General features: G+C 57.9%; 19 protein-coding genes. 8 read left to right on the top strand and 11 right to left on the bottom strand.

Annotated elements, in window-relative coordinates:
- Positions 1-15: 15 nt before the first annotated feature.
- From Q1B27_RS16230 to uvrB, 4 genes are all read right to left on the bottom strand, one after another.
- The gene (locus tag Q1B27_RS16230) at positions 16-1,047 is read right to left on the bottom strand and encodes an LLM class flavin-dependent oxidoreductase (RefSeq protein WP_299848874.1); all 1,032 of its coding nucleotides are present in this window, start codon (positions 1,045-1,047) and stop codon (positions 16-18) included.
- Between the two features lie 12 nt (positions 1,048-1,059).
- Positions 1,060-2,541 carry an aldehyde dehydrogenase gene (locus tag Q1B27_RS16225; RefSeq protein WP_299848873.1) on the bottom strand — a complete coding sequence of 494 codons (1,482 nt, stop codon included), beginning with the start codon at positions 2,539-2,541 and terminating at the stop codon, positions 1,060-1,062.
- 384 nt (positions 2,542-2,925) lie between these two features.
- A complete protein-coding gene (locus tag Q1B27_RS16220) occupies positions 2,926-3,609 on the bottom strand; it encodes a VPLPA-CTERM sorting domain-containing protein (protein ID WP_299848872.1) in 684 nt (227 codons plus the stop codon).
- 318 nt (positions 3,610-3,927) lie between these two features.
- Positions 3,928-6,129 carry an excinuclease ABC subunit UvrB gene (uvrB, locus tag Q1B27_RS16215; RefSeq protein ID WP_299848871.1) on the bottom strand — a complete coding sequence of 734 codons (2,202 nt, stop codon included), beginning with the start codon at positions 6,127-6,129 and terminating at the stop codon, positions 3,928-3,930.
- Positions 6,130-6,370: 241 nt separating this feature from the next.
- Here uvrB and Q1B27_RS16210 point away from each other — a divergent pair, with 241 nt between their 5' ends.
- Both Q1B27_RS16210 and Q1B27_RS16205 read left to right on the top strand, forming a co-directional pair.
- Positions 6,371-7,519, top strand: a complete 1,149-nt coding sequence (locus Q1B27_RS16210) for a hypothetical protein (protein ID WP_299848870.1) — start codon at positions 6,371-6,373, stop codon at positions 7,517-7,519.
- 90 nt (positions 7,520-7,609) lie between these two features.
- Positions 7,610-7,921, top strand: a complete 312-nt coding sequence (locus Q1B27_RS16205) for an ETC complex I subunit (RefSeq protein WP_299848869.1) — start codon at positions 7,610-7,612, stop codon at positions 7,919-7,921.
- Between the two features lie 30 nt (positions 7,922-7,951).
- On the opposite strand, the gene Q1B27_RS16200 is transcribed toward Q1B27_RS16205, so the two are convergent.
- On the bottom strand, positions 7,952-8,719 hold the full coding sequence (locus Q1B27_RS16200; protein ID WP_299848868.1) for a VOC family protein: 768 nt from the start codon (positions 8,717-8,719) through the stop codon (positions 7,952-7,954).
- Between the two features lie 196 nt (positions 8,720-8,915).
- On the opposite strand from Q1B27_RS16200, the gene ppk2 reads away from it, so the two are divergent.
- Complete coding sequence (gene ppk2 / locus Q1B27_RS16195; protein WP_299848867.1) at positions 8,916-9,854, top strand: polyphosphate kinase 2; 939 nt, start codon at positions 8,916-8,918, stop codon at positions 9,852-9,854.
- A gap of 98 nt (positions 9,855-9,952) precedes the next feature.
- Entirely contained in the window at positions 9,953-11,305 is a 1,353-nt protein-coding gene (locus tag Q1B27_RS16190; protein ID WP_299848866.1) for an MATE family efflux transporter, read from the top strand.
- A gap of 57 nt (positions 11,306-11,362) precedes the next feature.
- Here the strand turns inward: Q1B27_RS16190 and gatB are convergent, their stop codons facing one another.
- The gene (gatB, locus tag Q1B27_RS16185) at positions 11,363-12,874 is read right to left on the bottom strand and encodes an Asp-tRNA(Asn)/Glu-tRNA(Gln) amidotransferase subunit GatB (RefSeq protein WP_299848865.1); all 1,512 of its coding nucleotides are present in this window, start codon (positions 12,872-12,874) and stop codon (positions 11,363-11,365) included.
- A 159-nt stretch (positions 12,875-13,033) separates the two neighbouring features.
- Here gatB and Q1B27_RS16180 point away from each other — a divergent pair, with 159 nt between their 5' ends.
- The 3 genes from Q1B27_RS16180 to Q1B27_RS16170 all read left to right on the top strand — a co-directional run bounded on the left by Q1B27_RS16180 (position 13,034) and on the right by Q1B27_RS16170 (position 17,858).
- On the top strand, positions 13,034-14,542 hold the full coding sequence (locus Q1B27_RS16180; protein WP_299848864.1) for a matrixin family metalloprotease: 1,509 nt from the start codon (positions 13,034-13,036) through the stop codon (positions 14,540-14,542).
- Positions 14,543-14,671: 129 nt separating this feature from the next.
- A complete protein-coding gene (locus Q1B27_RS16175; RefSeq protein ID WP_299848863.1) occupies positions 14,672-16,273 on the top strand; it encodes a matrixin family metalloprotease in 1,602 nt (533 codons plus the stop codon).
- Positions 16,274-16,634: 361 nt separating this feature from the next.
- The gene (locus Q1B27_RS16170) at positions 16,635-17,858 is read left to right on the top strand and encodes a matrixin family metalloprotease (RefSeq protein ID WP_299848862.1); all 1,224 of its coding nucleotides are present in this window, start codon (positions 16,635-16,637) and stop codon (positions 17,856-17,858) included.
- 120 nt (positions 17,859-17,978) lie between these two features.
- Here Q1B27_RS16170 and Q1B27_RS16165 read toward each other — a convergent pair whose 3' ends face one another.
- Positions 17,979-18,713 carry a hypothetical protein gene (locus Q1B27_RS16165; protein WP_299848861.1) on the bottom strand — a complete coding sequence of 245 codons (735 nt, stop codon included), beginning with the start codon at positions 18,711-18,713 and terminating at the stop codon, positions 17,979-17,981.
- An 86-nt stretch (positions 18,714-18,799) separates the two neighbouring features.
- On the opposite strand from Q1B27_RS16165, the gene Q1B27_RS16160 reads away from it, so the two are divergent.
- Positions 18,800-19,123 (top strand): helix-turn-helix domain-containing protein, encoded by a 324-nt coding sequence (locus Q1B27_RS16160; RefSeq protein WP_299848860.1) that lies wholly within the window; start codon positions 18,800-18,802, stop codon positions 19,121-19,123.
- A gap of 94 nt (positions 19,124-19,217) precedes the next feature.
- On the opposite strand, the gene Q1B27_RS16155 is transcribed toward Q1B27_RS16160, so the two are convergent.
- From Q1B27_RS16155 to rbfA, 4 genes are all read right to left on the bottom strand, one after another.
- Entirely contained in the window at positions 19,218-19,799 is a 582-nt protein-coding gene (locus Q1B27_RS16155) for a DUF1643 domain-containing protein (protein WP_299848859.1), read from the bottom strand.
- Positions 19,800-19,917: 118 nt separating this feature from the next.
- Positions 19,918-20,823: a tRNA pseudouridine(55) synthase TruB gene (gene truB, locus Q1B27_RS16150; protein WP_299848938.1), complete on the bottom strand. Its 906-nt coding sequence runs from the start codon at positions 20,821-20,823 to the stop codon at positions 19,918-19,920.
- 58 nt (positions 20,824-20,881) lie between these two features.
- On the bottom strand, positions 20,882-21,619 hold the full coding sequence (locus Q1B27_RS16145) for a phosphodiester glycosidase family protein (RefSeq protein WP_299848858.1): 738 nt from the start codon (positions 21,617-21,619) through the stop codon (positions 20,882-20,884).
- A complete protein-coding gene (gene rbfA / locus Q1B27_RS16140; protein WP_299848857.1) occupies positions 21,619-22,014 on the bottom strand; it encodes a 30S ribosome-binding factor RbfA in 396 nt (131 codons plus the stop codon). Before rbfA ends, Q1B27_RS16145 begins: the two co-directional genes overlap by 1 nt.
- Positions 22,015-22,112: the final 98 nt, after the last annotated feature.

The following is a 22,112-nucleotide window of genomic DNA, read 5'->3' as shown; positions in this document are numbered from 1 at the left end:
GTTCATAACCCTTTGTTAAAATGCCGGAATTACTTCTTCGCAGAACAGTTTCATTGACCGCTTTTGCGTATCCATATCCAAACCCATCGAGGCGTAGTAGATGAATTCATCTACCCCAAGCGCCTCATACCGTTTCAGTTTTGCGATCACTTGGTCGGGCGATCCAAACAGCAGGTTTTCCTCTAGCATCGCCGGATCATACTGTTCCCGTCCGGCAAGCTCTTCCAACGGGATCTGTTTCGGAAATCCATTGTCGACATCTCCGGCATTTCGGAAGAGATTTTCGAACTGCCCCAGGACCAGCCGGATCGCATCCAGCGCTTTTTGCCTGTCGGCTTCGTTATCGTAAACCGCCGCATGGCGCATCATCGCAAAAATGGGGCTAAACCCGTTATCTGCCTTGATAACTGCCTCATCCAGGTGTTTTTTGTATAATTCTGCCTCGGAAAACGGTCGGGTGAGGGGCCAGCTCATTACATGGCATTTCTCCCGCAGGGCGTAGTCATAGGTGATGGGCGAGCGCGCCGCGACCCAGACAGGTACTTCCGGCTGCAGCGGCTTGGGGCAGGAAGTCGCGCTCGGGAACTGCCAGAATTCACCGTCATGGGCCACATCACCCTGCCAAAGCGCGCGCACCACGGGCAGCATTTCCTGCATGTATCGCCATGCGTCCGATTGCTTCAATCCGGGGCGCATCCGGTCGAACTCTCGCTGGTATGCCCCTGATCCGATACCGAATTCCAACCTCCCGCCGCTGATCAGGTCCAGCATGGCAGCCTCACCCGCCAGGTTGATCGGGTGCCAGTAAGCTGCCGTCGCCACCGCCGTGCCCAACCGGATCTGGTCGGTATGTTGTGCCCACCAGGTTAATATCTGGAAAGGGTTGGGTGCGATGGTCATTTCCAGCGCGTGATGTTCTGCCGCCCAGACGATGTTGAAACCGCCCTGTTCCGCCATCTGCACCATATCAAGAGTGTGCCGTGCGATGGCATTCATATCGGCGTGGTCGTCCATACGCTCAAGGTTAATTGCCAGTTGAAATTTCATCTTGCGACCCTCTCAGCGCATCACGAACGGATTGGCCATTGGCGCGTCCGATGTGTTCATCCACACTGTCTTGGGGCGGGTGTAGTCATACATCGCCTGAAACCCGCTTTCACGGCCGTAACCAGACCCTTTGACGCCGCCAAATTCGGCGATCGGAGACACAACGCGATAGGTATTCACCCAGACGATCCCGGCGCGTACCGCATCGGCCATGCGCAGGCTGCGCGCGCTGTCACGGGTGAAAATACCTGCGGCGAGCCCGTGTTCGGTATCATTGGCCAGCTCAATCACCTCTTCCTCGGTCTTGAACCGTTGCGCGCAGAGAACCGGGCCGAAAAGTTCGGTGTCGACGATGCGTAGATCCTGCCGCGGGCAGGCCAGAATGGTCGGTTCAAAGAAGAGCCCTTCTGCGCCCTCGGGCCGTTTGCCGCCGGTCAGCACGTTGGCGCCTTCGCTGACCGCATGGGCAATCTCGGCCTCGATATGGTCGCGCTGACCGACCGTGCACAAAGGTCCCATCTGGGTTTCCTCTAACAGCGGATCACCAATCATGATTTTGCGTGCCTGCGCCACCATGCGGTCGAGGAATTCATCGGCGATATCCTCGTGCAGATAAAGCCGTGATCCGGCGACGCAGCTTTGCCCGGTCGCCCCGAAGATACCCGCGATCGAGGCATTGACCGCGCTTTCGATATTGGCGTCGTCAAAGACGATAAAGGGAGATTTTCCACCCAGTTCCAAAGACACTTCGGCGAAGTTATTTTTTGAGTTTTCAAGGACATGACGTGCGGCGCCGGGGCCACCTGTAAAGGAAATCCGCGCCACCAATTTATGCCCGGTCAGGGCCCGGCCGCAGGGATCGCCGTGACCGGTGACGATGTTGACGACACCGGGGGGAAAGCCTGCTTCTTCGATCAGGCGTCCGAATTCGAGCATTGCGGCGCTGGCATGTTCCGATGCCTTCAACACAACGGTATTGCCCGCTGCCAAGGCCGGGCCGATCTTGACGGCGACCAGGAACAGTTGCGAGTTCCACGGCACCACTGCGGCCACAACGCCCAGCGGTTCGCGCTTGGTGAATACAAACAGGTCAGGCTTGTCGATGGGCAGTGTCTCGCCGCTGATCTTGTCGGCGCATCCCGCGTAGAACTGAAAGAACTCGGCGATGTATTTTGCCTGCCAGCGGGTTTCTTTCAGCATCTTGCCGGTGTCGATGGTTTCGATCCGGCCCAGGTCTTCGGATTTGTCCGCCAGTAATTCTGCCAATCTTCTCAGATGCTTGCCGCGTTCGCTGGGGGTCATCCTTGCCCAGGGGCCGGTGGTGAAGGCGTCATGGGCGGCGCGTACGGCACGGTCGACATCTTCCTCGGTCGCCTCGGGTACGCGGGACCAAACCTCGCCCGTGGTCGGGTTCTGGCTGTCAAACATGCCACCATCCGAGGCCGCGACCCACTCTCCTCCAATCAGCATTTGGTATGTCTGAACGTCTCCCATCGCCACCTCCCCGGTTGCTGGCTGTTTCAGCCCATTCTTGACTGATATTGAAAGAGGATATGCGATTTATCGTCACTTGGTGGCGAAAATTACGACTGAATGCTCTGTGGCTAAAGGCAGGGGTTTGGGGTGCTGGGGATGCCGGTTCGCGCCCCAAATCTGCATAAGCCTTCGAATCGTGGTTAATTCGCTGAAATTGCTGAAAAACCGATGTCGGTATAACGTCGGTATTTTGTCGGTATTACGTCGGTGCGGATCTCGGGAAATCGCCGGGTTAACAGGGCGGGCGGTGCGCGGACGGGCGCTCGGCACTGTTTGTGCACAAAAAGAAAGAGGTGCGGCACATCGCTACGCCACGCCTCGAAATTTCAGTTCTTAAGTGTTTCAGCCGCGACGGCAGCGACGGGATACCACGCCAAGTCCCAAAACTCCCGAGAGCAACATCCAGGCCGCAGCGGGCAGAGGAACTGCGGCTGCGCCATCTGCACCCGCGTTCGACAACCGGGTAAGCGAGGCGCCGCCCGATGGTGCCGCCTTGGTTGCGACGAACAGGAATTCATTGCAGCAATTGGTTCTTTTGACCCAGCCGCGCCCGACCATACCGGTACCCGGGGCGTCCGCCATGCGCGCGCCATCATCCAGCAATGCGAAATATTTACCCCATTTGTTCGTATTCGAGCCGAGCGCATATGCGGCGGCGCTTGCGGTGGACGAAATCAAACCCGTGCCCGTGCCCGAGGTATCAACAAATGTGCCATTGCCGCGATCTTCGACACCGCTGATGGTGTAGTTGATATTCCACAGGCTGCGTCCAAGCACACCGTTGCCATGGCTGCGGATCATCGTGCCGACAATATTGACCGTCCTGGCGACACTGTCATAGATCAGCTGCGCCGACGCGCCATTCTCGAATGAGAAGAATTTGCCGCCGTAATTATCCAGCCGAAGCCCGTAATCGTATTTGGCCGAGGCGGAAGAATTGGAATGGTCCGACAAGTCATAGGTGTAGGTGGCCGCCTGGACCGACCCGATGCCAAGGCCCAGAGCGAGCGCTGCGGCGAATTTCATGGATTTACAGATCATTGGTTCGGCTACCCCGATCTCTTGCGTGTTCAGTTCGACGTTGAGTTGTTGATATTATCTGTCAACTCGCCCAGTTTTCGCAAGGATTTTGTGCAAATTAACCTAAATTAGCGTTTGATTTTAAACGATTTTACAACAATCAAAGCCATCGCAATGCATTGTCGCGATTGGCGAAACGGTCCTGGTCAGGAAGGGATGCGCGAGCGCCACTGTCGTCGTTGTAATGATCTGCAAGATCGGACATCAGACCGCGTATTTACAGCCCATTTCCGCCCGTTGCCCCGCCGATGCCCCAAGGCGGCGCTAGTTTTTCTTACGCCGCTTCACATTCCCGCCGCGTTGCCCCGGTCTGCCCGCGGTTGAACGGCCCTTGGATTTCTGGGCCGCCGCGCCCGCGGCTTCGATGGCGGATTGCCGGGCGAGGGGGTCGTCGGCAATGGCAAGATCGACAGCCTCGAGGCGTTTGATTTCATCGCGCAGGCGGGCGGCCTCTTCGAATTCAAGGTTTTCGGCGGCTTTGCGCATGTCGGTGCGCAGCCCGTCCAGATGGGCCTGTAGGTTGCCGCCATGCAACGGCTTGTCGACCTTGGCGGTCACGCGGTTCATGTCCACGTCGCCCTTGTAGAGCCCCGCCAGAATATCCTCGACATTCTTCTTCACGGTCGCGGGGGTAATCCCGTGTTCTTCGTTATAGGCGATCTGCTTGGCGCGACGGCGGTCGGTTTCACCCAGGGCGCGTTCCATCGAGCCGGTGATCCGGTCAGCATACATGATCACCCGGCCTTCGGCATTTCGCGCCGCGCGGCCGATGGTCTGGATGAGCGAAGTCTCAGACCGCAAGAAGCCTTCCTTGTCGGCATCGAGGATCGCCACCAAACCGCATTCGGGGATATCCAGCCCCTCACGCAGCAGGTTGATGCCGATCAGAACGTCAAAGGCGCCAAGGCGCAGGTCGCGCAGGATTTCGATACGTTCCAGCGTGTCGATGTCGGAATGCATGTAGCGCACGCGGATGCCCTGTTCGTGCATGTATTCGGTCAGATCTTCGGCCATGCGCTTGGTCAGGGTCGTGACCAGCGTGCGGTAACCATCGGCGGCCACCTTGCGCACTTCGTCCAGCAGATCATCCACCTGCATTTCAACCGGGCGGATTTCGACCATCGGGTCCAGCAGGCCGGTGGGGCGGATCACCTGTTCGACGAATACGCCGCCGGTCTGCTCAATTTCCCACTTGGCGGGGGTAGCCGAGACGAAGACCGATTGCGGGCGCATCGCATCCCATTCCTCGAACTTGAGGGGGCGGTTATCCATGCAACTGGGCAGGCGAAACCCGTGTTCAGCCAGGGTGAATTTGCGCCGGTAGTCGCCCTTATACATTCCGCCGATTTGCGGTACCGAGACATGAGATTCGTCAGCAAAAACGATCGCATTGTCTGGTATGAACTCAAAAAGCGTCGGTGGCGGCTCTCCGGGGGCGCGACCGGTCAGGTAGCGCGAGTAATTTTCGATCCCGTTGCAGACGCCGGTGGCTTCGAGCATTTCCAGGTCGAAATTTGTGCGCTGTTCCAGCCGTTGCGCTTCGAGTAATTTTCCTTCAGAAACAAGCTGATCCAGCCTGATCCTCAACTCTTGCTTTATGCCGATAATGGCCTGCTGCATCGTTGGTTTGGGGGTCACGTAGTGGCTATTGGCGTAAACGCGGATATGTTCGAAACTGTCAGTCTTTTCTCCGGTCAATGGATCAAATTCTGTAATAGATTCAAGTTCTTCTCCGAAGAAACTCAACTTCCACGCGCGATCCTCGAGGTGCGCAGGGAAAATTTCGAGACTATCACCCCTGACGCGAAAGCTGCCGCGCTGAAACGCCTGATCGTTGCGTCGATATTGTTGCGCCACCAGATCGGCCATGACCTTGCGCTGGTCATAATCGCTGCCGACTTTCAGGTCCTGGGTCATCGCCCCGTAGGTTTCGACCGAGCCGATACCATAGATGCAGCTGACCGAGGCGACGATGATCACGTCATCGCGTTCCAGCAGCGCGCGTGTGGCCGAGTGGCGCATGCGGTCGATCTGTTCGTTGATCTGGCTTTCTTTTTCGATGTAGGTGTCGGACCGCGCCACGTAGGCCTCGGGCTGGTAGTAGTCGTAATAGCTGACGAAATACTCGACCGCGTTATGGGGAAAAAATCCTTTGAATTCCCCGTATAGTTGCGCGGCCAGGGTTTTATTGGGGGCGAGGATGATGGCGGGCCGCTGGGTTTCCGCGATCACCTTGGCCATCGTGTAGGTCTTGCCCGTACCGGTGGCACCCAGCAGAACCTGATCCTGTTCGCCCTCGTTGACGCCCTGAGACAGTTCGGCAATCGCGGTCGGCTGATCCCCAGCGGGCTGAAACTCGGTCTCAATGACGAAGCTCTTGCCGCCTTCCAGCTTCAGCCGTTCGCGCACGTCTGGTGCCGCGGCATGCATCAGGGTATCGGTCTTGTCGGAATGGGCGTAGGGCATGGGGTGCGATCCTTTGTGCCACATTTGATCGCTTGCGCGCTGACTTCAAGCCCCCCGGGTTGTCCGGGGCAAATTCTAGGTGCCTGATGACATTAACTGTCAGGATAGGATCGCGCAGGTCGGGTCGCGTCATGGGATTATCGCCGCCAACTGGCATCTTGCCGTGCAGCGCTGATTCCCGGATAACGCGTTTGAACTCGGGCTGCTTTCGTCCATGGCGGCAAAGATGAAAGACTGACAGATGAAATGTGTCTTACATGTTGGCATCCACAAGACGGGGTCGTCGGCGATACAGGAAGCGTTCGACGGCTATGACGATGGGATGACGCGTTATGCGGATCTGGGCGATTGCAATCACAGTATCCCGCTTCAGATCATCTTTGATCGCGATCTTGCGGCGGATCATCAGAAGCGTATGGGCCTGTCCGAAGCTGAGATGCAGGCGGAGGCCCTGCGACTGGTCCAAAGGCTTGATCAGGCCCTTGAGGGCGACCTGCAGCAGTTGATCCTGTCGGGCGAGGAGGTTTCAGCCTTTCCGGAGCATTCGTTGGCCGCATTGCGCGAACATTTGCTGCGTGCGGCGGATGAAATCAACGTGCTGATGTTTGTGCGCGAGCCACTGAACTGGCAAGCCAGTGTGTATCAGGAAGTGCTGAAATACGGGGAGACAGATCCGTTCCATACGGGCAACCGGGACATTCGCGGCCGGTATGTAAGGCTGGCGAATGTCTTCGGAACGGATAATGTCCGTGTCGTGAAATACGAGGATAAGCGCCAGCATGGCGGTGATATCATTTCGTTTTTCTGTGATCTGATCGGTGTCGACAGGGGCCAGCTTTGTGTTGACGGAACTCATGTCAACAAGTCGCTATCGGAACAGGCGACCAAGATCCTCTACCGGCACAATTGTCTTTACCCGTATCGCGCCGGTGGTGGGGCAGTATTTCAGGCACATCTCAATTTCTTTTTCCACCTGTCGGAAATTTTCGACAAGGACGGGAAGCTTGATCATGCGATGTTTGGGGTGGTGGTCGACAAGGACGATTACATATTTCTCAAAGACGAGCTTGGCGTCAACTATGATCTGTCTTTCCCGACAGACAAGGATGTGGTCGCCTATCTGGATGATATCGACCCTGCGGCCATTGCAAAAATAGGGTCGTTTCTTGCGTCGCACGGGTTCGATTACGACTATGCGTCCGACCCGGATATGGCAATCTCTACGCTTTTCCAGTTTTGCGCGGCGCAATCCTTTATCGAGATGGGGACAGTGCCCAACACCAAAGTTGATCAACTGATCGCCAAACGGGATCAACTGGAATTTGAACGCGATCATGCGCGGCGCTTTCCCTGGAAGTATTTGGGCCAGGCCCTGGGTTTGAAGCGATAATCCGGGGATTGCGATCAATTGGTATCATTTGTCCACTTGCCGCGCTGAGTTGATTTTGGGATAACACAAGGGAATTCAGGAGAATTGCCCATGCCCGCCCGCATCTACAAGCCAGCCCGAAATGCCATGCAGTCCGGAACAGCCAAGTCCAAGCACTGGGTGCTGGAATATGCAGCGGATGAGGCGCGCAGTGTTGATCCGCTGATGGGATGGACATCGTCATCGGACATGCAGGCGCAGGTTCGGTTGCGTTTCTCTTCGAAAGAGGCGGCGCTGGAATATGCCGAAGAAAATGGCATCGATGCCGTGGTGCAGGATCCCAAGTTGCGCAAACCCAATATCCGTCCCGGCGGGTATGGTGAAAATTTCGCCACCAATCGTCGTGGTGCCTGGACGCATTGATTTCTACAAGCTGATCGGCAAGCGCGGTGCCTAGAGTGCACACAATATGCCAAAGGCGGCCCCGCATGGGTCCAGCATCGCCGCGACATCCCCGATATTTTTGACCCTTGTGCAAGGCAGGACGGGGCGTGCGCCCAGGGTCATGGCCTTCGCTATTGATGCCTCGACATCGGACGAGGCAATAAGCGGTACCCACCCGGCTTCGGCAATTGCCGTGATCCGGCGGGGCAGGACCAGGGCGGCCAACGCCCCCTGAGCCGTTTGAAATTTCAAGACGCCTGTTTGCGTCTTGGTGCTTGGTGTCGCGACCTGCCAGTGGCACACGACCTTGTAGAACTCCTTGGTGTTTGCCGCATTTTCGCCGTGCAACAGGTTGCTGGCAAAAACACTGGTGGCGGGTGCGTAGGCGTGGCTTGCCTTGAAGGGACAAATCGTGCCGCCTTCAGGGTCTTTCAGGACCGAGCTTCGGCCTACGCCCGGAACATCAAAGGGCGACTTTTCGATATGGCCGCCAGATGTGATCGCCCGGTCGGTCGCGCGGTCGACATCATCGACGGAAACGAAGCCCAGCCATCGGGCTGGATTTTGAGGACCGGTTTCGACAATCCCGCCATGCGCAGTGCCGTCGGCAACGATCAGCGCGTAATCTGCTTCGCGGCCTGTCCAGACCAGATTGGTGCTGTGTTCAACGGAGTATGACCAGCCAAAAAGGGCACTGAAAAAGCGGCGCGCGCCATCTGGGTCTGGGGTGTGCAGATCGTGCCAGACGACCGCACCGGTCACCATATCCGCGGGCATGAGTCATTCCTCCGAGCTGTGGAGTCGTATCTGGACAATCTTGGCCTGACCTTGCGTTGATCGAGGTCAAAGAAGTCAGCACGGCGGCAGGTTCCGCGCATCCTGGAGGTGGAAGGCGGTCATTGTTTGACCCTGATCAAGGTAAATTCCTGCCGGTGCCTTATCCTTGGGCGTGGACAAGTGAAGGAGGCGCCAAATGACAGAAACCACCGTGAAATCCAATTCAGCAAGCCCCGCAGCAAAGGTGCCGGAGGCCCAGCCAGAACCGCAGCCAGAACCGGAAGCCGTGGCAAGTTTGCGCGAGGCATTTGAGAACGGCAAATACCCTTATGACACCAAGCTGGGTCGTCGCCCTTATGAGGAACAGAAGGCCAAGATTCAGGCCGAACTGCTGAAGGTTCAGCACTGGGCGCAGGAGACCGGTCAGAAATTCGTGTTGCTGTTTGAAGGGCGCGATGCGGCGGGCAAGGGGGGGACGATCAAGCGCTTTACCGAGCATCTCAACCCGCGACAGGCCCGTGTGGTGGCGCTGAACAAACCCACCGACGAAGAGCGTGGGCAGTGGTTTTTCCAACGATATGTCAATCACTTACCCACCAAGGGCGAAATGGTTTTCTATGACCGGTCCTGGTATAACCGGGCCGGCGTCGAGCGGGTGATGGGATTTTGCGAGCCGACTGAATATCTGGAATTTATGCGTCAGACGCCCGAGTTGGAGCGGATGCTGGTGCGGTCGGGGATCAGGCTTTACAAATACTGGTTTTCGGTCACCCAGGACGAGCAGAAACGCCGCTTTGACAGCCGCGCCACCGACCCGCTGAAGCAATGGAAGCTGAGCCCAATTGACAAGCAGAGCCTTGGGAAATGGGATGATTACACCGAAGCAAAAGAGGCGATGTTCTTTTACACTGACACCGCCGATGCCCCCTGGACGGTGATCAAATCCAACGACAAGAAGCGCGCGCGCTTGAACTGTATGCTGCATTTCCTGAGTTCACTGGACTATCCGGGCAAGGATTTTGAAATCGCGCAACCGGCTGATCCGCAGATCGTCAGCACCGCGCAGCACGTGGTGCACCAGTCTGAACATATCCTTGGCACGGCGCTACATCCGGATCAGCGAAAACAGCGGTGATTCCGTTACCTTACTGACCGGTGTTTCTAAGCCGCTCTTTGCCGAAAGGCGGCTTGTTGTGCCTTGCCAATGCTGTGGCCCCGGCGTAGTGCGGGGCCATGCAACAGCCCTCGGGATATCTCCATCACGCAAAGCGTGTCCTTAGCCTTGGCCTGCCCCTGATCGGCAGCCATCTGGCGCAGTTTGCCGTGACGTTGAGCGATGCGGTGATGCTGGGCTGGTACTCGGTCGAGGCGCTGGCGGCCGAGGTTCTGGGCGGCACCCTGTGGTTCGTTTTGTTCATCGTCGGATCGGGCTTTGCCTTTGCGGTGATGCCGATGGTGGCGGCGGCAAATTCAGCGGGTGACGACACGCAGGTGCGCCGGGTCACGCGCATGGGCATGTGGGCGTCGGTGATCTTCGGCGTCGCAATCCTGCCGCTCACGATCTGGTCCGAAGCGCTGTTTCTGGGCCTGCGGCAGGATCCGGAAACCTCCGCTTTGGCAGCCGATTACCTGACCATCGTGGGCTGGTCGATCCTGCCCGCGCTGCTGGTGATGGTGCTGAAATCCTTTCTGGCGGCGCTGGAGCGGACACAGATCGTGCTTTGGGTTACGGTCGCGGCGGTTTTTCTGAATATCGGTGTCAATTACCTGCTGATTTTCGGCAATTGGGGCTTTCCTGAGCTTGGCATTCGCGGGGCGGCAATCGCGTCATTGACGGTCAGTACCGCGTCGTTGATCGTGCTGGTGCTCTATGTGGTGTGGGTCACGCCGCAATTCGCCCTCTTCCAGCGGCTGTGGCGCCCGGATTGGGAGGCATTGCCGCAGGTCTTTCGCCTGGGCTGGCCGATCGGGTTGACCAATCTGTCCGAGGTGGCTTTGTTCGCGGCGTCATCGGTGATGATGGGCTGGCTAGGGACGCTGCCGCTGGCGGCACATGGTGCGGCGTTGCAGGTAACCTCGGCGGTGTTCATGATCCATATCGGGCTGTCCAATGCGGCCACGGTGCGGGCGGCACAGGCGTTCGAGCGCAAAGACAATCGCGGGCTGCGCGATGGGGCCAAGGTGGTGATCGCGATGTCCATTCTGACGGCGCTCGTGACGGTCGTCGTATTCCTGACGGTACCGGAATTCCTGATCGGTCTTTTCATGCATCCGGATGAACCGGACCGCGCGGGCGTCATCGCCATCGGGGTCGGTCTGCTGGCGGCGGCGGCGCTGTTCCAACTGGTGGATGCGGCGCAGATCATGGCGCTGGGCTTGTTGCGCGGATTGCAGGATACCAAAGTGCCGATGATGATCGCGTTTGTCGGATACTGGCTAATCGGGATACCGACCAGCTATTTCCTGGGCTTCATCTGGGGGATGGGCGGCGTCGGCATCTGGCTGGGGCTGGCCATCGGGCTTGCAGTGGCCGGTGTGCTGATGATGACGCGGTTCTGGGGCTGGTCGGTGCGCGCGGCCCATTGATGCCGCGCGTTGTTGGTGGCTGCCGGGTGTCCGGCGTCGCGCACAATCCCCGAGTTGTCAGAGACCCAGCTTGGCGCTGACGATCTGGTTGACGGCCTTGGGGTTGGCCTTGCCGCCGGTGGCTTTCATCACCTGACCCACGAACCAGCCCGCGAGTTTGGGATTGGCCTGCGCCTTTTCCACCTGGGCAGGGTTGTCGGCGATGATCTGGTCGACGGCAGCTTCGATCGCGCCGGTATCGGTGACCTGTTTCATGCCTTCGGTTTCGACAATCTCGGACGGGTCGCGCCCGGTGGTGTAGCAGATTTCAAAGACATCCTTGGCGATCTTGCCGGAGATGGCATCCGAGGCGATCAGATCAATGATCCCACCCAGATGCGCCGGGCTGACCGGGCTGGCGGTGATATCGGTATCGTCTTTTTTCAAACGGCCAAAAAGCTCGTTGATGACCCAGTTGGCGGTCAGTTTGCCGTCGCGGCCCTGTGCGGCCGCCTCGAAATAGGCGGCATTGGCCACGTCGGCGGTCAGAACGGAGGCGTCATATTCGCTGAGGCCGAATTCGGTGACGAAACGCGCTTTTTTCTCATCCGGAAGCTCGGGCAGGGAGGCAGCGATGTCATCGACCCATGCCTGTTCGATCTCCAGCGGCAGCAGATCGGGGTCGGGGAAATAGCGGTAGTCATGCGCCTCTTCCTTTGACCGCATCGAACGGGTTTCATTCTTGTCCGGATCGTAAAGCCGGGTTTCCTGCACCACTTTTCCGCCGCCTTCGACAATGCCGATCTGGCGACGCGCCTCGTATTCGATGGCGGCCTGAATGAACCGCATGGAGTTCATGTTCTTGATTTCGCAGCGGGTGCCCAGATGCGAGAAATCACCGCTCTCGCGGTATTTCTCGTACTGGCCGGCCTGACAGATCGAGACGTTCACGTCAGCGCGCAGGTTGCCGTTTTGCATGTTGCCGTCACAGGTGCCTAGGTAGCGCAGGATCTGGCGCAGCTTGGTGACATAGGCGGCGGCCTCTTCCGGGCCGCGGATGTCGGGGCGGCTGACGATTTCCATCAGCGCCACGCCGGTGCGGTTGAGATCGACGAATGACATGTTCGGGTCCATGTCGTGGATGGATTTGCCGGCGTCCTGTTCCATGTGAATACGCTCGACCCGGACCAGACGAGCGATGCCCGATTCCATATCCACCAGAATTTCGCCTTCGCCCACCAGCGGTTCATAAAGCTGGGAAATCTGATAGCCCTGCGGCAGGTCGGGATAGAAGTAATTCTTGCGGTCAAAGGCGGATTTCAGGTTGATTTCGGCCTTCAGGCCAAGACCGGTGCGCACAGCCTGTTCAACACAATATTCATTGATCACCGGCAACATGCCGGGCATGGCGGCGTCGACGAATGCGACATTTGAGTTCGGCTCGGCCCCGAAGCGCGTGGAGGCGCCGGAAAACAGCTTGGCATTCGAGGAGACCTGAGCATGCACTTCCATGCCGATTACCAGTTCCCAATCATGCTTGGCACCGGCGATGACACGGGGTTTCGGGCTTTCATAGGTCAGGTCAAGCATGGGGCAGCCTTTTGATTGATCGCCTGCAGCTTTTAAGCCAGTGGCAGGGTGCGGGCAAGGGGGCGAAACACGCTGTTTCCACCCGTTTTGCGCGAATTGGACTGGCGTTCCGATACACATTTAAATATTCCCTCTGTACGACAAAACGGAGTGTACGAGTTGCCTAATATATCAGGATACAAATGGGGAAGTTCCGCGCTTGGGACCTCGGGCGGAACGGTCACCTGGAGCGTCGCGGGCGCAAACAGATATATTTATGATTTCTATAAGTCACCGGTCGACGGCAACGGTAACCTCTGGCGCTCGGTTGAGGGCAGAAGCTTTCTGAATTTCAATTTCAAGGCCGTTATCGCCGATGCGCTGGCCGAGTGGTCGAAATACGCAGATATCAAGTTCCGCCAGGTTCCCGATCAGGGCGCAGGCGCGGGATTCAGCGGTGGCGGCGATATCAGTTTCTTTTTTGGGCATATTCCGGGAAATACGCTTGGCCAGGGTTTCTACCCGTTCGGCAGCCACCCCATTGCCGGGGACATCCTGCTGGATGTGCGTTCCGAGTACAATTACGACCGTACGATGTTCAAGGGGCTTGTCCTGCATGAGATCGGCCACGCCCTAGGTCTGGGGCATGTGGAAAGAAACTCGATAATGACATCGTTTCTGGATCTTACCACGTTGCAACGGGATGACCGTAATGGAATTCGCCAGATCTATGGCGATCCCGATGTTGAGCCGATCCTGGCGATCAAAGGTGGCGGCGTTCACAGGATGCGCGCTGTAGACAACGATCTGGTTGCAAAGGGCAACGGATTCAAAAACACCATCATTGGAACCGTAGGGCCTGACACGATGGATGGCGGTGGCCATTCCGACCGCTTGATAGGCGGCACAGGTGCCGATGATCTGCGTGGCGGCAGTGGGAATGACGTTCTGATCGGGGGAACCGGTGCGGATATTCTGAACGGCGGCGGGGGGCTTGATACGGTGGATTACAGCCGGTCGAAGGCGGCGATCTCGTTCGATCTGGCAAGCTCCTCCCGGGCCTCGGGCGGACAGGCGGAAGGTGATCGTCTGATCAGCATCGAGCGCGTCATCAGTGGTAGTGGCAACGACACGCTCGAGGGCAGTGGCGCCAACGAGCGGTTCATCGGTGGGGCTGGTGGCGATATCCTGTCGGGCGGTGGTGGTCATGACCGGCTGAACGGCCAGACCGGCAGTGATACGCTGAACGGCGGCAGCGGGAATGACCGTCTGGCCGGAGATTTTGGCAATGACCTGTTGCAGGGTGAGACCGGCAACGACACGCTGAGCGGTCAGGGCGGTGAGGATACGCTGGAAGGCGGCGATGGCGACGATCTGCTGCGCGGCGGAAACCGGCGCGATACGCTGGAAGGCGGGACCGGCGACGACGTGCTGGAAGGCAACGAATTCGCCGATACTTTCATCTTTGCCGATGGTCATGGTGACGACCGGATCGTGGATTTTAACACCGCCGGCACGTTCGAGGTGATCGACCTGCGCGGGGTCAGCGCGCTGAACGATTTTGCCGATGTCACGGCCGCGGCGACGAACACCGCAGGCGGCGTGCTGATTGATACGGGCGGGGGCGATTCCATTCTGCTGTCAGGTGTCTGGCGCGGCCAGTTGGCGGCCGACGACTTTCTTTTCTAAGCTGTCCCCGATCCCTATGCGGGGCGCGAGACCGGCCAAAGCACTGAAACCTGTCCAGGCCCAAGGCTAATTCTAGCGCGCATATCGTAAATGCTATACCATCCACTCACCGGGTTTGGAGTGGATGGAATGCCAAACATTATCGGAACCAAATGGGGGCAAGGCGCGCTTGGGACCAGCGGCGGTGTTGTCACGTGGAGCCTTGCGGGCGCGGGCGAGAGCGTCGCACGTTTTCCCGGCGTTGGCGGATCCTCGGTGCGGGGCGAGAGTTTTCTTAAGTTTGATTATCGCAAGGTGATCCGGGACGCCTTTGACGAATGGTCGCGCCACGGCAATATCGAGTTCATTCAGCTAGAGGATAAAGGCGGGGCAGCCGGAGCGTCATCAGCGCCTGACATCCGTATTTTCTTTGGCGAGATTCCCGGACGCATAATCGGCTATGCCTTTTTTCCAACCAATGGCAATTCAGGCATTGCCGGAGATGTGCTGTTGGACACATCCAAATCTTTCAATACCGATCGCGAACAGTTTCGGGGCCTTGTGTTGCATGAACTGGGTCATGCCTTGGGTCTGGGGCACAGTTCTTCCGACACCGTGATGACAGCAAACATCTCGGCATCCCGGTTGGGCAGAGATGACATCAACGGCATCAAGCGGATTTATGGCGCCCAGGATAATATCGACCCGGTTTATAATCTAGAAGGTAGTGGGACGTTTAGAATTCTCACCGGTGTGGATGGTCTTATCGTGAACGGCACGGTGCGCAGAAACGTTATTTTCGGATCCAATAGTGACGAGAAGCTGAACGGAAATGGAGGGGCTGACGTTCTGAAAGGCAATGCTGGTGCGGATACTCTGGTTGGTGGCAGCGGGAGTGACCGGTTGGTTGGCGACGACGGTGCCGATGTGTTGAGCGGTGTCAGCGGTGCGGACAGTTTGTTTGGCGGCGCTCAGGCGGACCGCCTGAATGGCGGCACCGGGAATGACGTTTTGATCGGCGGCTCTGGTGCGGATGTCATGAACGGCGGCAGCGGGCTTGATACCGCCGATTACAGCCGTTCGAAGGCGGCGATCGTGTTTGATCTGTCGGATTCTTCTAGGGTTTCGGGTGGGCAGGGGGAAGGCGACCGTCTGATCAGCGTTGAACGGGTGATCGGCGGCAGCGGCAACGACCGGTTCGAGGGCAGCAATGTCAGTGAGCGCTTTATCGGCCAGGGTGGAAATGACATGTTGTCGGGCGAGGGCGGGCATGATCGGCTGAATGGCAAATCCGGCAATGATACGCTGAACGGCGGTACCGGGAATGACCGTCTGGCCGGCGATGTGGGCAATGATCTGCTGCGGGGCATGTCCGGCAACGACACGTTGAGCGGTCATGATGGCGAGGACACGCTGGAGGGTGGCAGCGGCAACGACCTGCTGCGAGGTGGCAATCGCCGCGACACGCTGGAGGGCGGGGCCGGTAACGATGTACTGGCAGGCAATGAGTTTGCCGATACGTTTGTCTTTGCCGATGGTCACGGCAATGATCGGATCGCGGATTTTTTCACCGGCAGTGCGCTTGAATTCATTGACCTGCGCGGGGTCAGCGCGCTGAACGATTTTGCCGATGTCACGGCGGCGGCGACGAACACCGCCGGCGGCGTGTTGATTGACACGGGCGGGGGTGACTCCATCTTGCTTTCCGGCGTCTGGCGCGGCCAGTTGGGAGCAGACGATTTTCTGTTCTGAGGTGATGTCGATCCGAGATCAGAAAGCTGCCCCAATCCGCAGAAGTTAAGCTCGGCGCGCCAGTGCTTAATGTATGCGTCGGCGGTTCAACGTAAATTTTGCGGCTGCTTTGGGCAGGTCTTTGCCGCGCCTACGACTTCACGCAACTTTAGATTGATTTTGCGACTGCGTTTTCGGCAGATTTGCGGCAGCGATATGACATTTCGAGCATAATTCCGCCTTTATTAACCATTAAATGGTTCCTTGCTGGCGGATTCCCGCGGGCAACGAGGGGGGCGATGGGAACGTTGTTGAGTGAAGTCCCGTGACGTGTTTAGCACTGATCCCGGGATGAACGACAACAAGCATTGAGGTGTCTGAATTGGCAAATGTAGTAGGATCGAAGTGGGGATCGAGCACACTTGGTACCCCTGGGGGAACCGTAACCTGGAGTATCGCTGGCGCGGGGCTTGATATCTCGCGGTTCGGTACCAGTACCAAGACATCAGTCTCTGGAAATTCTTTTCTGGACTATAATTACACCAAAGTGATCGCCGATGCCTTCGCCGAATGGTCGAAATACGGCGATATCGAATTCAAACAAGTTGCTGATGGTGGCGGTGCCGCAGGGGTCGGAAACGACGCGGATATTCGCATCTTCTTTGGCGAAATTCCGGGCGGCACGGCTGGATACGCATTCTACCCATCTTCGTGGGGATCGGCGATTGCCGGTGATGTAATGCTGGACACGCTGGATCGCTTCAACACCGACCCGCTGCTTTTTGCAAGCGTGGTGCTGCACGAACTGGGCCATTCGCTGGGTCTGGGTCATGTCGACAGCGATTCGATCATGACATCAACGGTGCGTAAGATAGGCCTGCAGGCTGACGATATTGAGGGCATTCAGGAAATTTACGGTGTTCAGGACGACGCGCCGACGAACCCGGGTCCGACACCCGATCCTGATCCGACACCCGATCCCACGCCGGATCCAGATGTAGACCCGACACCCCCCCCGCCGCCGCCACCGGATACGAGCGAGGATCAACGGCTTGTCGGAAGCGGCGGATCTGACACGATCTTGGGCAACGAAGGCAATGATACGTTGATTGGTCGCGGTGGCTGGGATCGGCTATATGGCGGCGATGATGACGACCTTGTGGATGGTGGTTCCGGCAACGACAAGCTTGTCGGCAATTATGGTAATGACAGGCTGCTGGGTAAGGACGGTAAAGACGTGCTGAAAGGCGGTCACGGTCGTGACAAGCTTGAAGGCGGCAACCAAAACGATCTGCTCAGGGGTGGCAGTCAAGAGGATATCCTGATTGGCGGGGCCGGTAATGACATCCTGAGAGGTGAAAAGCACTCAGACCGTTTTGTCTTTGCCAACAACCACGGCCACGACAAGGTGATGGATTTCAATGCCAACACAGCATTTGAGAAAATCGACCTGCGCAATGTTGATGGTTTCGATAGCTTTGGTGACGTTTCCAAAGCGGCCAAACAGGTGAACAAACACGTGGTGATCACGACGGACGATGACAGTTCGATCACCTTGCATAATGTTCAGCTCAATCATCTGGACGCCGGCGACTTCTGGCTCTGATCTGAGCCGCGCACAGCGCGCAAAAAGACAAATGAAACGCGCGTATCATTCTGGTGATGCGCGCGTTTTTTTGTTGCAGGGTGGTGACAGGCCAGAGGGTCCGCTCTGGCCTGTACCTCATCAGGCTGTCACGAAGTTTTTGGAGGATCGGTGCAGTCTGCTGATCGAGACCAGGTGAAAGGCCAGAAAGATAGGGACGAAGAAACCGGGGAACATGGCCAGCGGGTGCAGGTTGATGATGTTGGGTGTGTCATGGGCCCAGATGTGCAGAAAACCTTCTGAGGTCATGATGCCAGTCAGTACGGCCACCAGGAAATCGATCATGCCGATGACATTGGCTTGTACAAGTTTGCGCCTGGCGTCCGGTGCTCCCCGTCTTACCGCAGACCAGGCCTGATAGCCCGCGATACCAGCCCAGATGTCCCCCAGCCCGGCGGGCAGGGCGAATTGCCACGGGATCACACCCGCGGCCCAGCCGATCAGGAATAGCCCGCCCATCACACGCGGAATCTGGTAGGCGGCCAGCAGGCCGATGTCGATCTGATCGCTGATCGCGCGACCGATTTTGGTGAGCCGTGCCAGCGCCCATAGGCCGAAAGCGCCGCCAAAAAGGAACATCAGCACCACCGGCGGGTCGCCCAGCGTTGCCGGGACATTGAAGGCGCCGATTTGCGAGAGCCGCATGGCAACAGCATACCAGGCACCCAGCAGGGCGGCAGGGATCAGGATCGCAAGGCGCAATTGCGGGGTGGTCAGTCCGGCCTTGGTGGCGCCGATGGCAACGAGGCTGAGAGCCAGCACCGGCAGCAGCACGGCGAAGAAGTGGATGTAGCCAAGAAAAAAAGCATCAAGCATGGGAATCTCCTATGAATACGTTTTAAGTAGTTACTATAGATATTATAGTCAATTCACATTTTGAATTTGGCGCCTATATTGCGCTTATGGAAAAACCGAACCGCGAGAACTGTCCGATCATGCGGGCGACGAATGTGATGGGGGATCAATGGTCGCTTCTGATCCTGCGCGAGTTCTTTCTGGAAGGACCGCGGCGGTTCCAGGATTTACAGGATCTGCTGGATGTTTCTCCTAATACCCTGTCGAGCCGACTGAAACGGCTGGAGGGCGCGGATATTCTGGTTCGGCATCAATATTCAAACAATCCACCGCGGTGGGAATATCGTTTGAGCGAAAAGGGGAAGGCATTGGCACCGGTGATGAATGCGCTTCATGACTGGGGCACGGCGCATATGCCCGATCTGGCCTAGCAGGAATAGTGGTCAGGGATTGGTGCGATTTACTAACTAGGGTTTGCTGGTATCGGGAGCGCATCAGATTTGCCCGCCACAACAATTTGAGGCGTCATGACAACAGCGGCATTGGAAACTCGCGGAGCTTGCTGTCCTTGCGTAGGTAAAGTGGGTGCTTTGCCGAACCATCCTGATTGAGGCCGAGGCACATCAGCGGCTTTCCCGTTGCCTGCATTGCGGCCAGCACTTCGGCAACGATGCCATTGAACCGTTTGTGCAGCCTTCCATAGGCCATCACCAGGGTCTCGGCCTCATTTGCCATGTCGATCAACGCGGGGATGTTATCGGGGCTGCACGCCATCGCAGGATCAACCGGAATGTCCTTGGGCGAGGTTGCGCGCCAATCCAGCATGTTGCCCTTCAGGTAGCGGGTATAGCCCCAGTCGCGGGCGAACATCAGCTCGCGGTGGCAGGTCGGGTCAGAGATATCCGCAGCCGCGACCGACGGATTCATGCCGATGAACACGATGGCACGGGGCGCGGTGCCTTGCGGTGTCCAGTCCCGTGTCAGGGCCTGCCGGTAGCGGCCACAGGGTGAAAATGTCGCCCCGCCGATCACGCCATCGGGAAGCCGCAACCGGACCTTCCCGCCGGGATCATGCTCCTGGGCTGAAACGTTCGGTTGATGTGCCACTTCTTTCCCCTTCACCCGTTCGCGTTTTCCCACGCAATGACAGTAATCATCCGCACGATCAATCCAAGTATGATGCGCGGGCCTATCAAAAACTCCGGTGGGGATTTAATTGACGGTCTTACAGGTTGAACACCCGGCTGGGGTGTAGTTCGCCTGCCTTGTAGCGGCCCACGGCCACGGCGTGCCCGTCCAGTGCGGCCCAGCACTCATCGCCATATTCCACGTCACGGGCGATCACCATTCCGGGGTTGCCATTGCGCAGTTTCGCGGCGCTTTCAGGTGTGCAGGGTAGCATGGGCAGATCGGCAAGCCCCTCTTCCAGCGGGCGCAGATGTGCGTCCAGTTCGGGGCATTGTGCCAACCTGTCAATCTCGTCGATGCTGATCCCGTCGTCGGCGTCGAAAGGCCCCGACCAAAGTCGCCTGAGCCAAACCACGTGGCCGTAACAGCCCAAAGCGGCCCCCAGATCACGGGCAATGGCGCGCACATAACCGCCCTTGCCGCATGTCATTTCAAACGTCACATGGTCCGCATCAGGCCGATCGGTCAGCACCAACTCTTCGACCCATAGTGGCCGGGCTGCAATTTCAACATCCTCACCTTCGCGGGCCAGTTTATACGCGCGCTGCCCGTCGATTTTTACGGCCGAAAACTTGGGCGGTACCTGCTGGATGTCACCTACGAAAGCACCCAACGCCGCCTTGATTGCGGCATCGTCGGGTCGCGCGTCGCTTTCAGCGATCACCTCGCCCTCGGCATCGTCGGTATTGGTTGCCTGGCCCAGCCGCACGCAGAAGGAGTAGGCCTTCAACGCATCGGTGATATAGGGGACGGTCTTGGTGGCCTCGCCCAGGGCCACAGCCAGCACGCCTGTCGCCTCGGGATCCAGTGTGCCCGCATGCCCGGCCTTCTTGGCCTGCAATGCCCAACGCACCTTGTTCACCACCGAGGTTGAGGTCATACCCGCAGGCTTGTCCACCACCAGCCAGCCTGAAACGTCGCGACCCTTGCGTTTGCGTGCCATCATTCACCCGTCATTTCCGATAGGAGTGCGCGTTACCTTGCCGGGGCTCGGGCGTCAATCATTCGGGCGCGTCTGCCACGACGCCCACCATAGGTCCCATCGGGAAGCCGCCATCGAACCGGTTCAGCCCCGGTGCATAAAGGCGCGAAATATTGCCATCGAAATAAAGCGCTTGTGGCAGTTTCAGCCCGTCCCGGAAAAAGCTGCCAAACTGGTGAAATGTAACGGGTCGGGCCGAGATGACAAACACGGCGCGCGCGCCATCGGCGCTGGTGCCGACACCGTTGCGGATATATCTGCTGTCGCTGTCGGGCAGAAAACGCGGGTGCAGGGCACCGTCGATCACCAGCATCGGTCCAGACTGGCTGGCATATGTGCAGGCAGGTTCTTCCTCAACAAAGCGATTGGTTTCATAGACATCGGCGCGTCCGTCGCGAATGCAGAAAACCCCGTTTGGCAACAATCCGAAATTGCCAGGCCCCTCGCGCGTGATCACTGGTGCAAGCGCTTCACCCCCTTCGGCATAATGTCCCACGGGACGTCGATCAGTGTGGTACATGCCCGCATTCATCGCAAAGGCCAGTTTACCCTCATCCTCAACCAGTTTTTCTATGCTGGTAAAGTTTCCCAACGGCTTGCCGGTTTCGGGGTGGTTCAGAAAGAGACGCAGATCTTCTGCCGCGGCGTCCACTTCGCAAACCGTATAGGTGTTATCCTTGAAGCTCAGGTCGCGGCATTCAACCGCCCAGCCCGGTGCGGCCCATGCGATCAGTGCGATGAACCAATAAGGTCGCATCACTCATCCAGATCCCGGCGCACGTCGTCCTGAGAGAACAGCCGCCGTGTTTCATCCATCTGGTCAAAAGTCTGGTCCAGCCGAAACCGCAGGTCAGGCGCGTATTTCAGCTCCAGTTTTTTGCCGATGATCCGCCGTAACTCGTGCTTGTTGCGGGCCAGCAAGCTGATTAACTCGTCTTGGCCTTTGCCGCCCAGTGGAAGAACATAGGCGGTGGCAACCTTCAGATCGGGCGAGGTACGAACCTCGCCCACCGTCACCGAAAGCCGATTCAGATCAGGATCGTGGATATCGCCACGCATCAGCACCTCGGACAACGTCCGGCGGATCAACTCACCCACCCGCAACTGACGCTGCGACGGTCCTGGGCCATCATGAAACTTGTTCTTTGCCATGAGCGAGCATCTAAGGTCTTGGGCGGGTTTTGCCAAGCGATGATCGGGTAATGTGGCATTATTTGGCGTATGTGGTGCGGTTCGGTGGTCCAGAGAAC

The sequence above is a fragment of the uncultured Roseovarius sp. genome, from assembly GCF_947489715.1.
GTDB lineage: Bacteria > Pseudomonadota > Alphaproteobacteria > Rhodobacterales > Rhodobacteraceae > Roseovarius.
This window is presented reverse-complemented; position numbering and strand designations above follow the sequence as displayed.

Excerpts from the sequence above, each read along its gene's own strand:
- Q1B27_RS16230 (WP_299848874.1), bottom strand. The coding sequence starts at position 1,047 with ATGAAATTTCAACTGGCAATTAACCTTGAGCGTATGGACGACCACGCC.
- Q1B27_RS16225 (WP_299848873.1), bottom strand. The coding sequence starts at position 2,541 with ATGGGAGACGTTCAGACATACCAAATGCTGATTGGAGGAGAGTGGGTC.
- Q1B27_RS16220 (WP_299848872.1), bottom strand. The coding sequence starts at position 3,609 with ATGAAATTCGCCGCAGCGCTCGCTCTGGGCCTTGGCATCGGGTCGGTC.
- uvrB (WP_299848871.1), bottom strand. The coding sequence starts at position 6,129 with ATGCCCTACGCCCATTCCGACAAGACCGATACCCTGATGCATGCCGCG.
- Q1B27_RS16210 (WP_299848870.1), top strand. The coding sequence starts at position 6,371 with ATGAAATGTGTCTTACATGTTGGCATCCACAAGACGGGGTCGTCGGCG.
- Q1B27_RS16205 (WP_299848869.1), top strand. The coding sequence starts at position 7,610 with ATGCCCGCCCGCATCTACAAGCCAGCCCGAAATGCCATGCAGTCCGGA.
- Q1B27_RS16200 (WP_299848868.1), bottom strand. The coding sequence starts at position 8,719 with ATGCCCGCGGATATGGTGACCGGTGCGGTCGTCTGGCACGATCTGCAC.
- ppk2 (WP_299848867.1), top strand. The coding sequence starts at position 8,916 with ATGACAGAAACCACCGTGAAATCCAATTCAGCAAGCCCCGCAGCAAAG.
- Q1B27_RS16190 (WP_299848866.1), top strand. The coding sequence starts at position 9,953 with ATGCAACAGCCCTCGGGATATCTCCATCACGCAAAGCGTGTCCTTAGC.
- gatB (WP_299848865.1), bottom strand. The coding sequence starts at position 12,874 with ATGCTTGACCTGACCTATGAAAGCCCGAAACCCCGTGTCATCGCCGGT.
- Q1B27_RS16175 (WP_299848863.1), top strand. The coding sequence starts at position 14,672 with ATGCCAAACATTATCGGAACCAAATGGGGGCAAGGCGCGCTTGGGACC.
- Q1B27_RS16165 (WP_299848861.1), bottom strand. The coding sequence starts at position 18,713 with ATGCTTGATGCTTTTTTTCTTGGCTACATCCACTTCTTCGCCGTGCTG.
- Q1B27_RS16160 (WP_299848860.1), top strand. The coding sequence starts at position 18,800 with ATGGAAAAACCGAACCGCGAGAACTGTCCGATCATGCGGGCGACGAAT.
- truB (WP_299848938.1), bottom strand. The coding sequence starts at position 20,823 with ATGGCACGCAAACGCAAGGGTCGCGACGTTTCAGGCTGGCTGGTGGTG.
- Q1B27_RS16145 (WP_299848858.1), bottom strand. The coding sequence starts at position 21,619 with ATGCGACCTTATTGGTTCATCGCACTGATCGCATGGGCCGCACCGGGC.
- rbfA (WP_299848857.1), bottom strand. The coding sequence starts at position 22,014 with ATGGCAAAGAACAAGTTTCATGATGGCCCAGGACCGTCGCAGCGTCAG.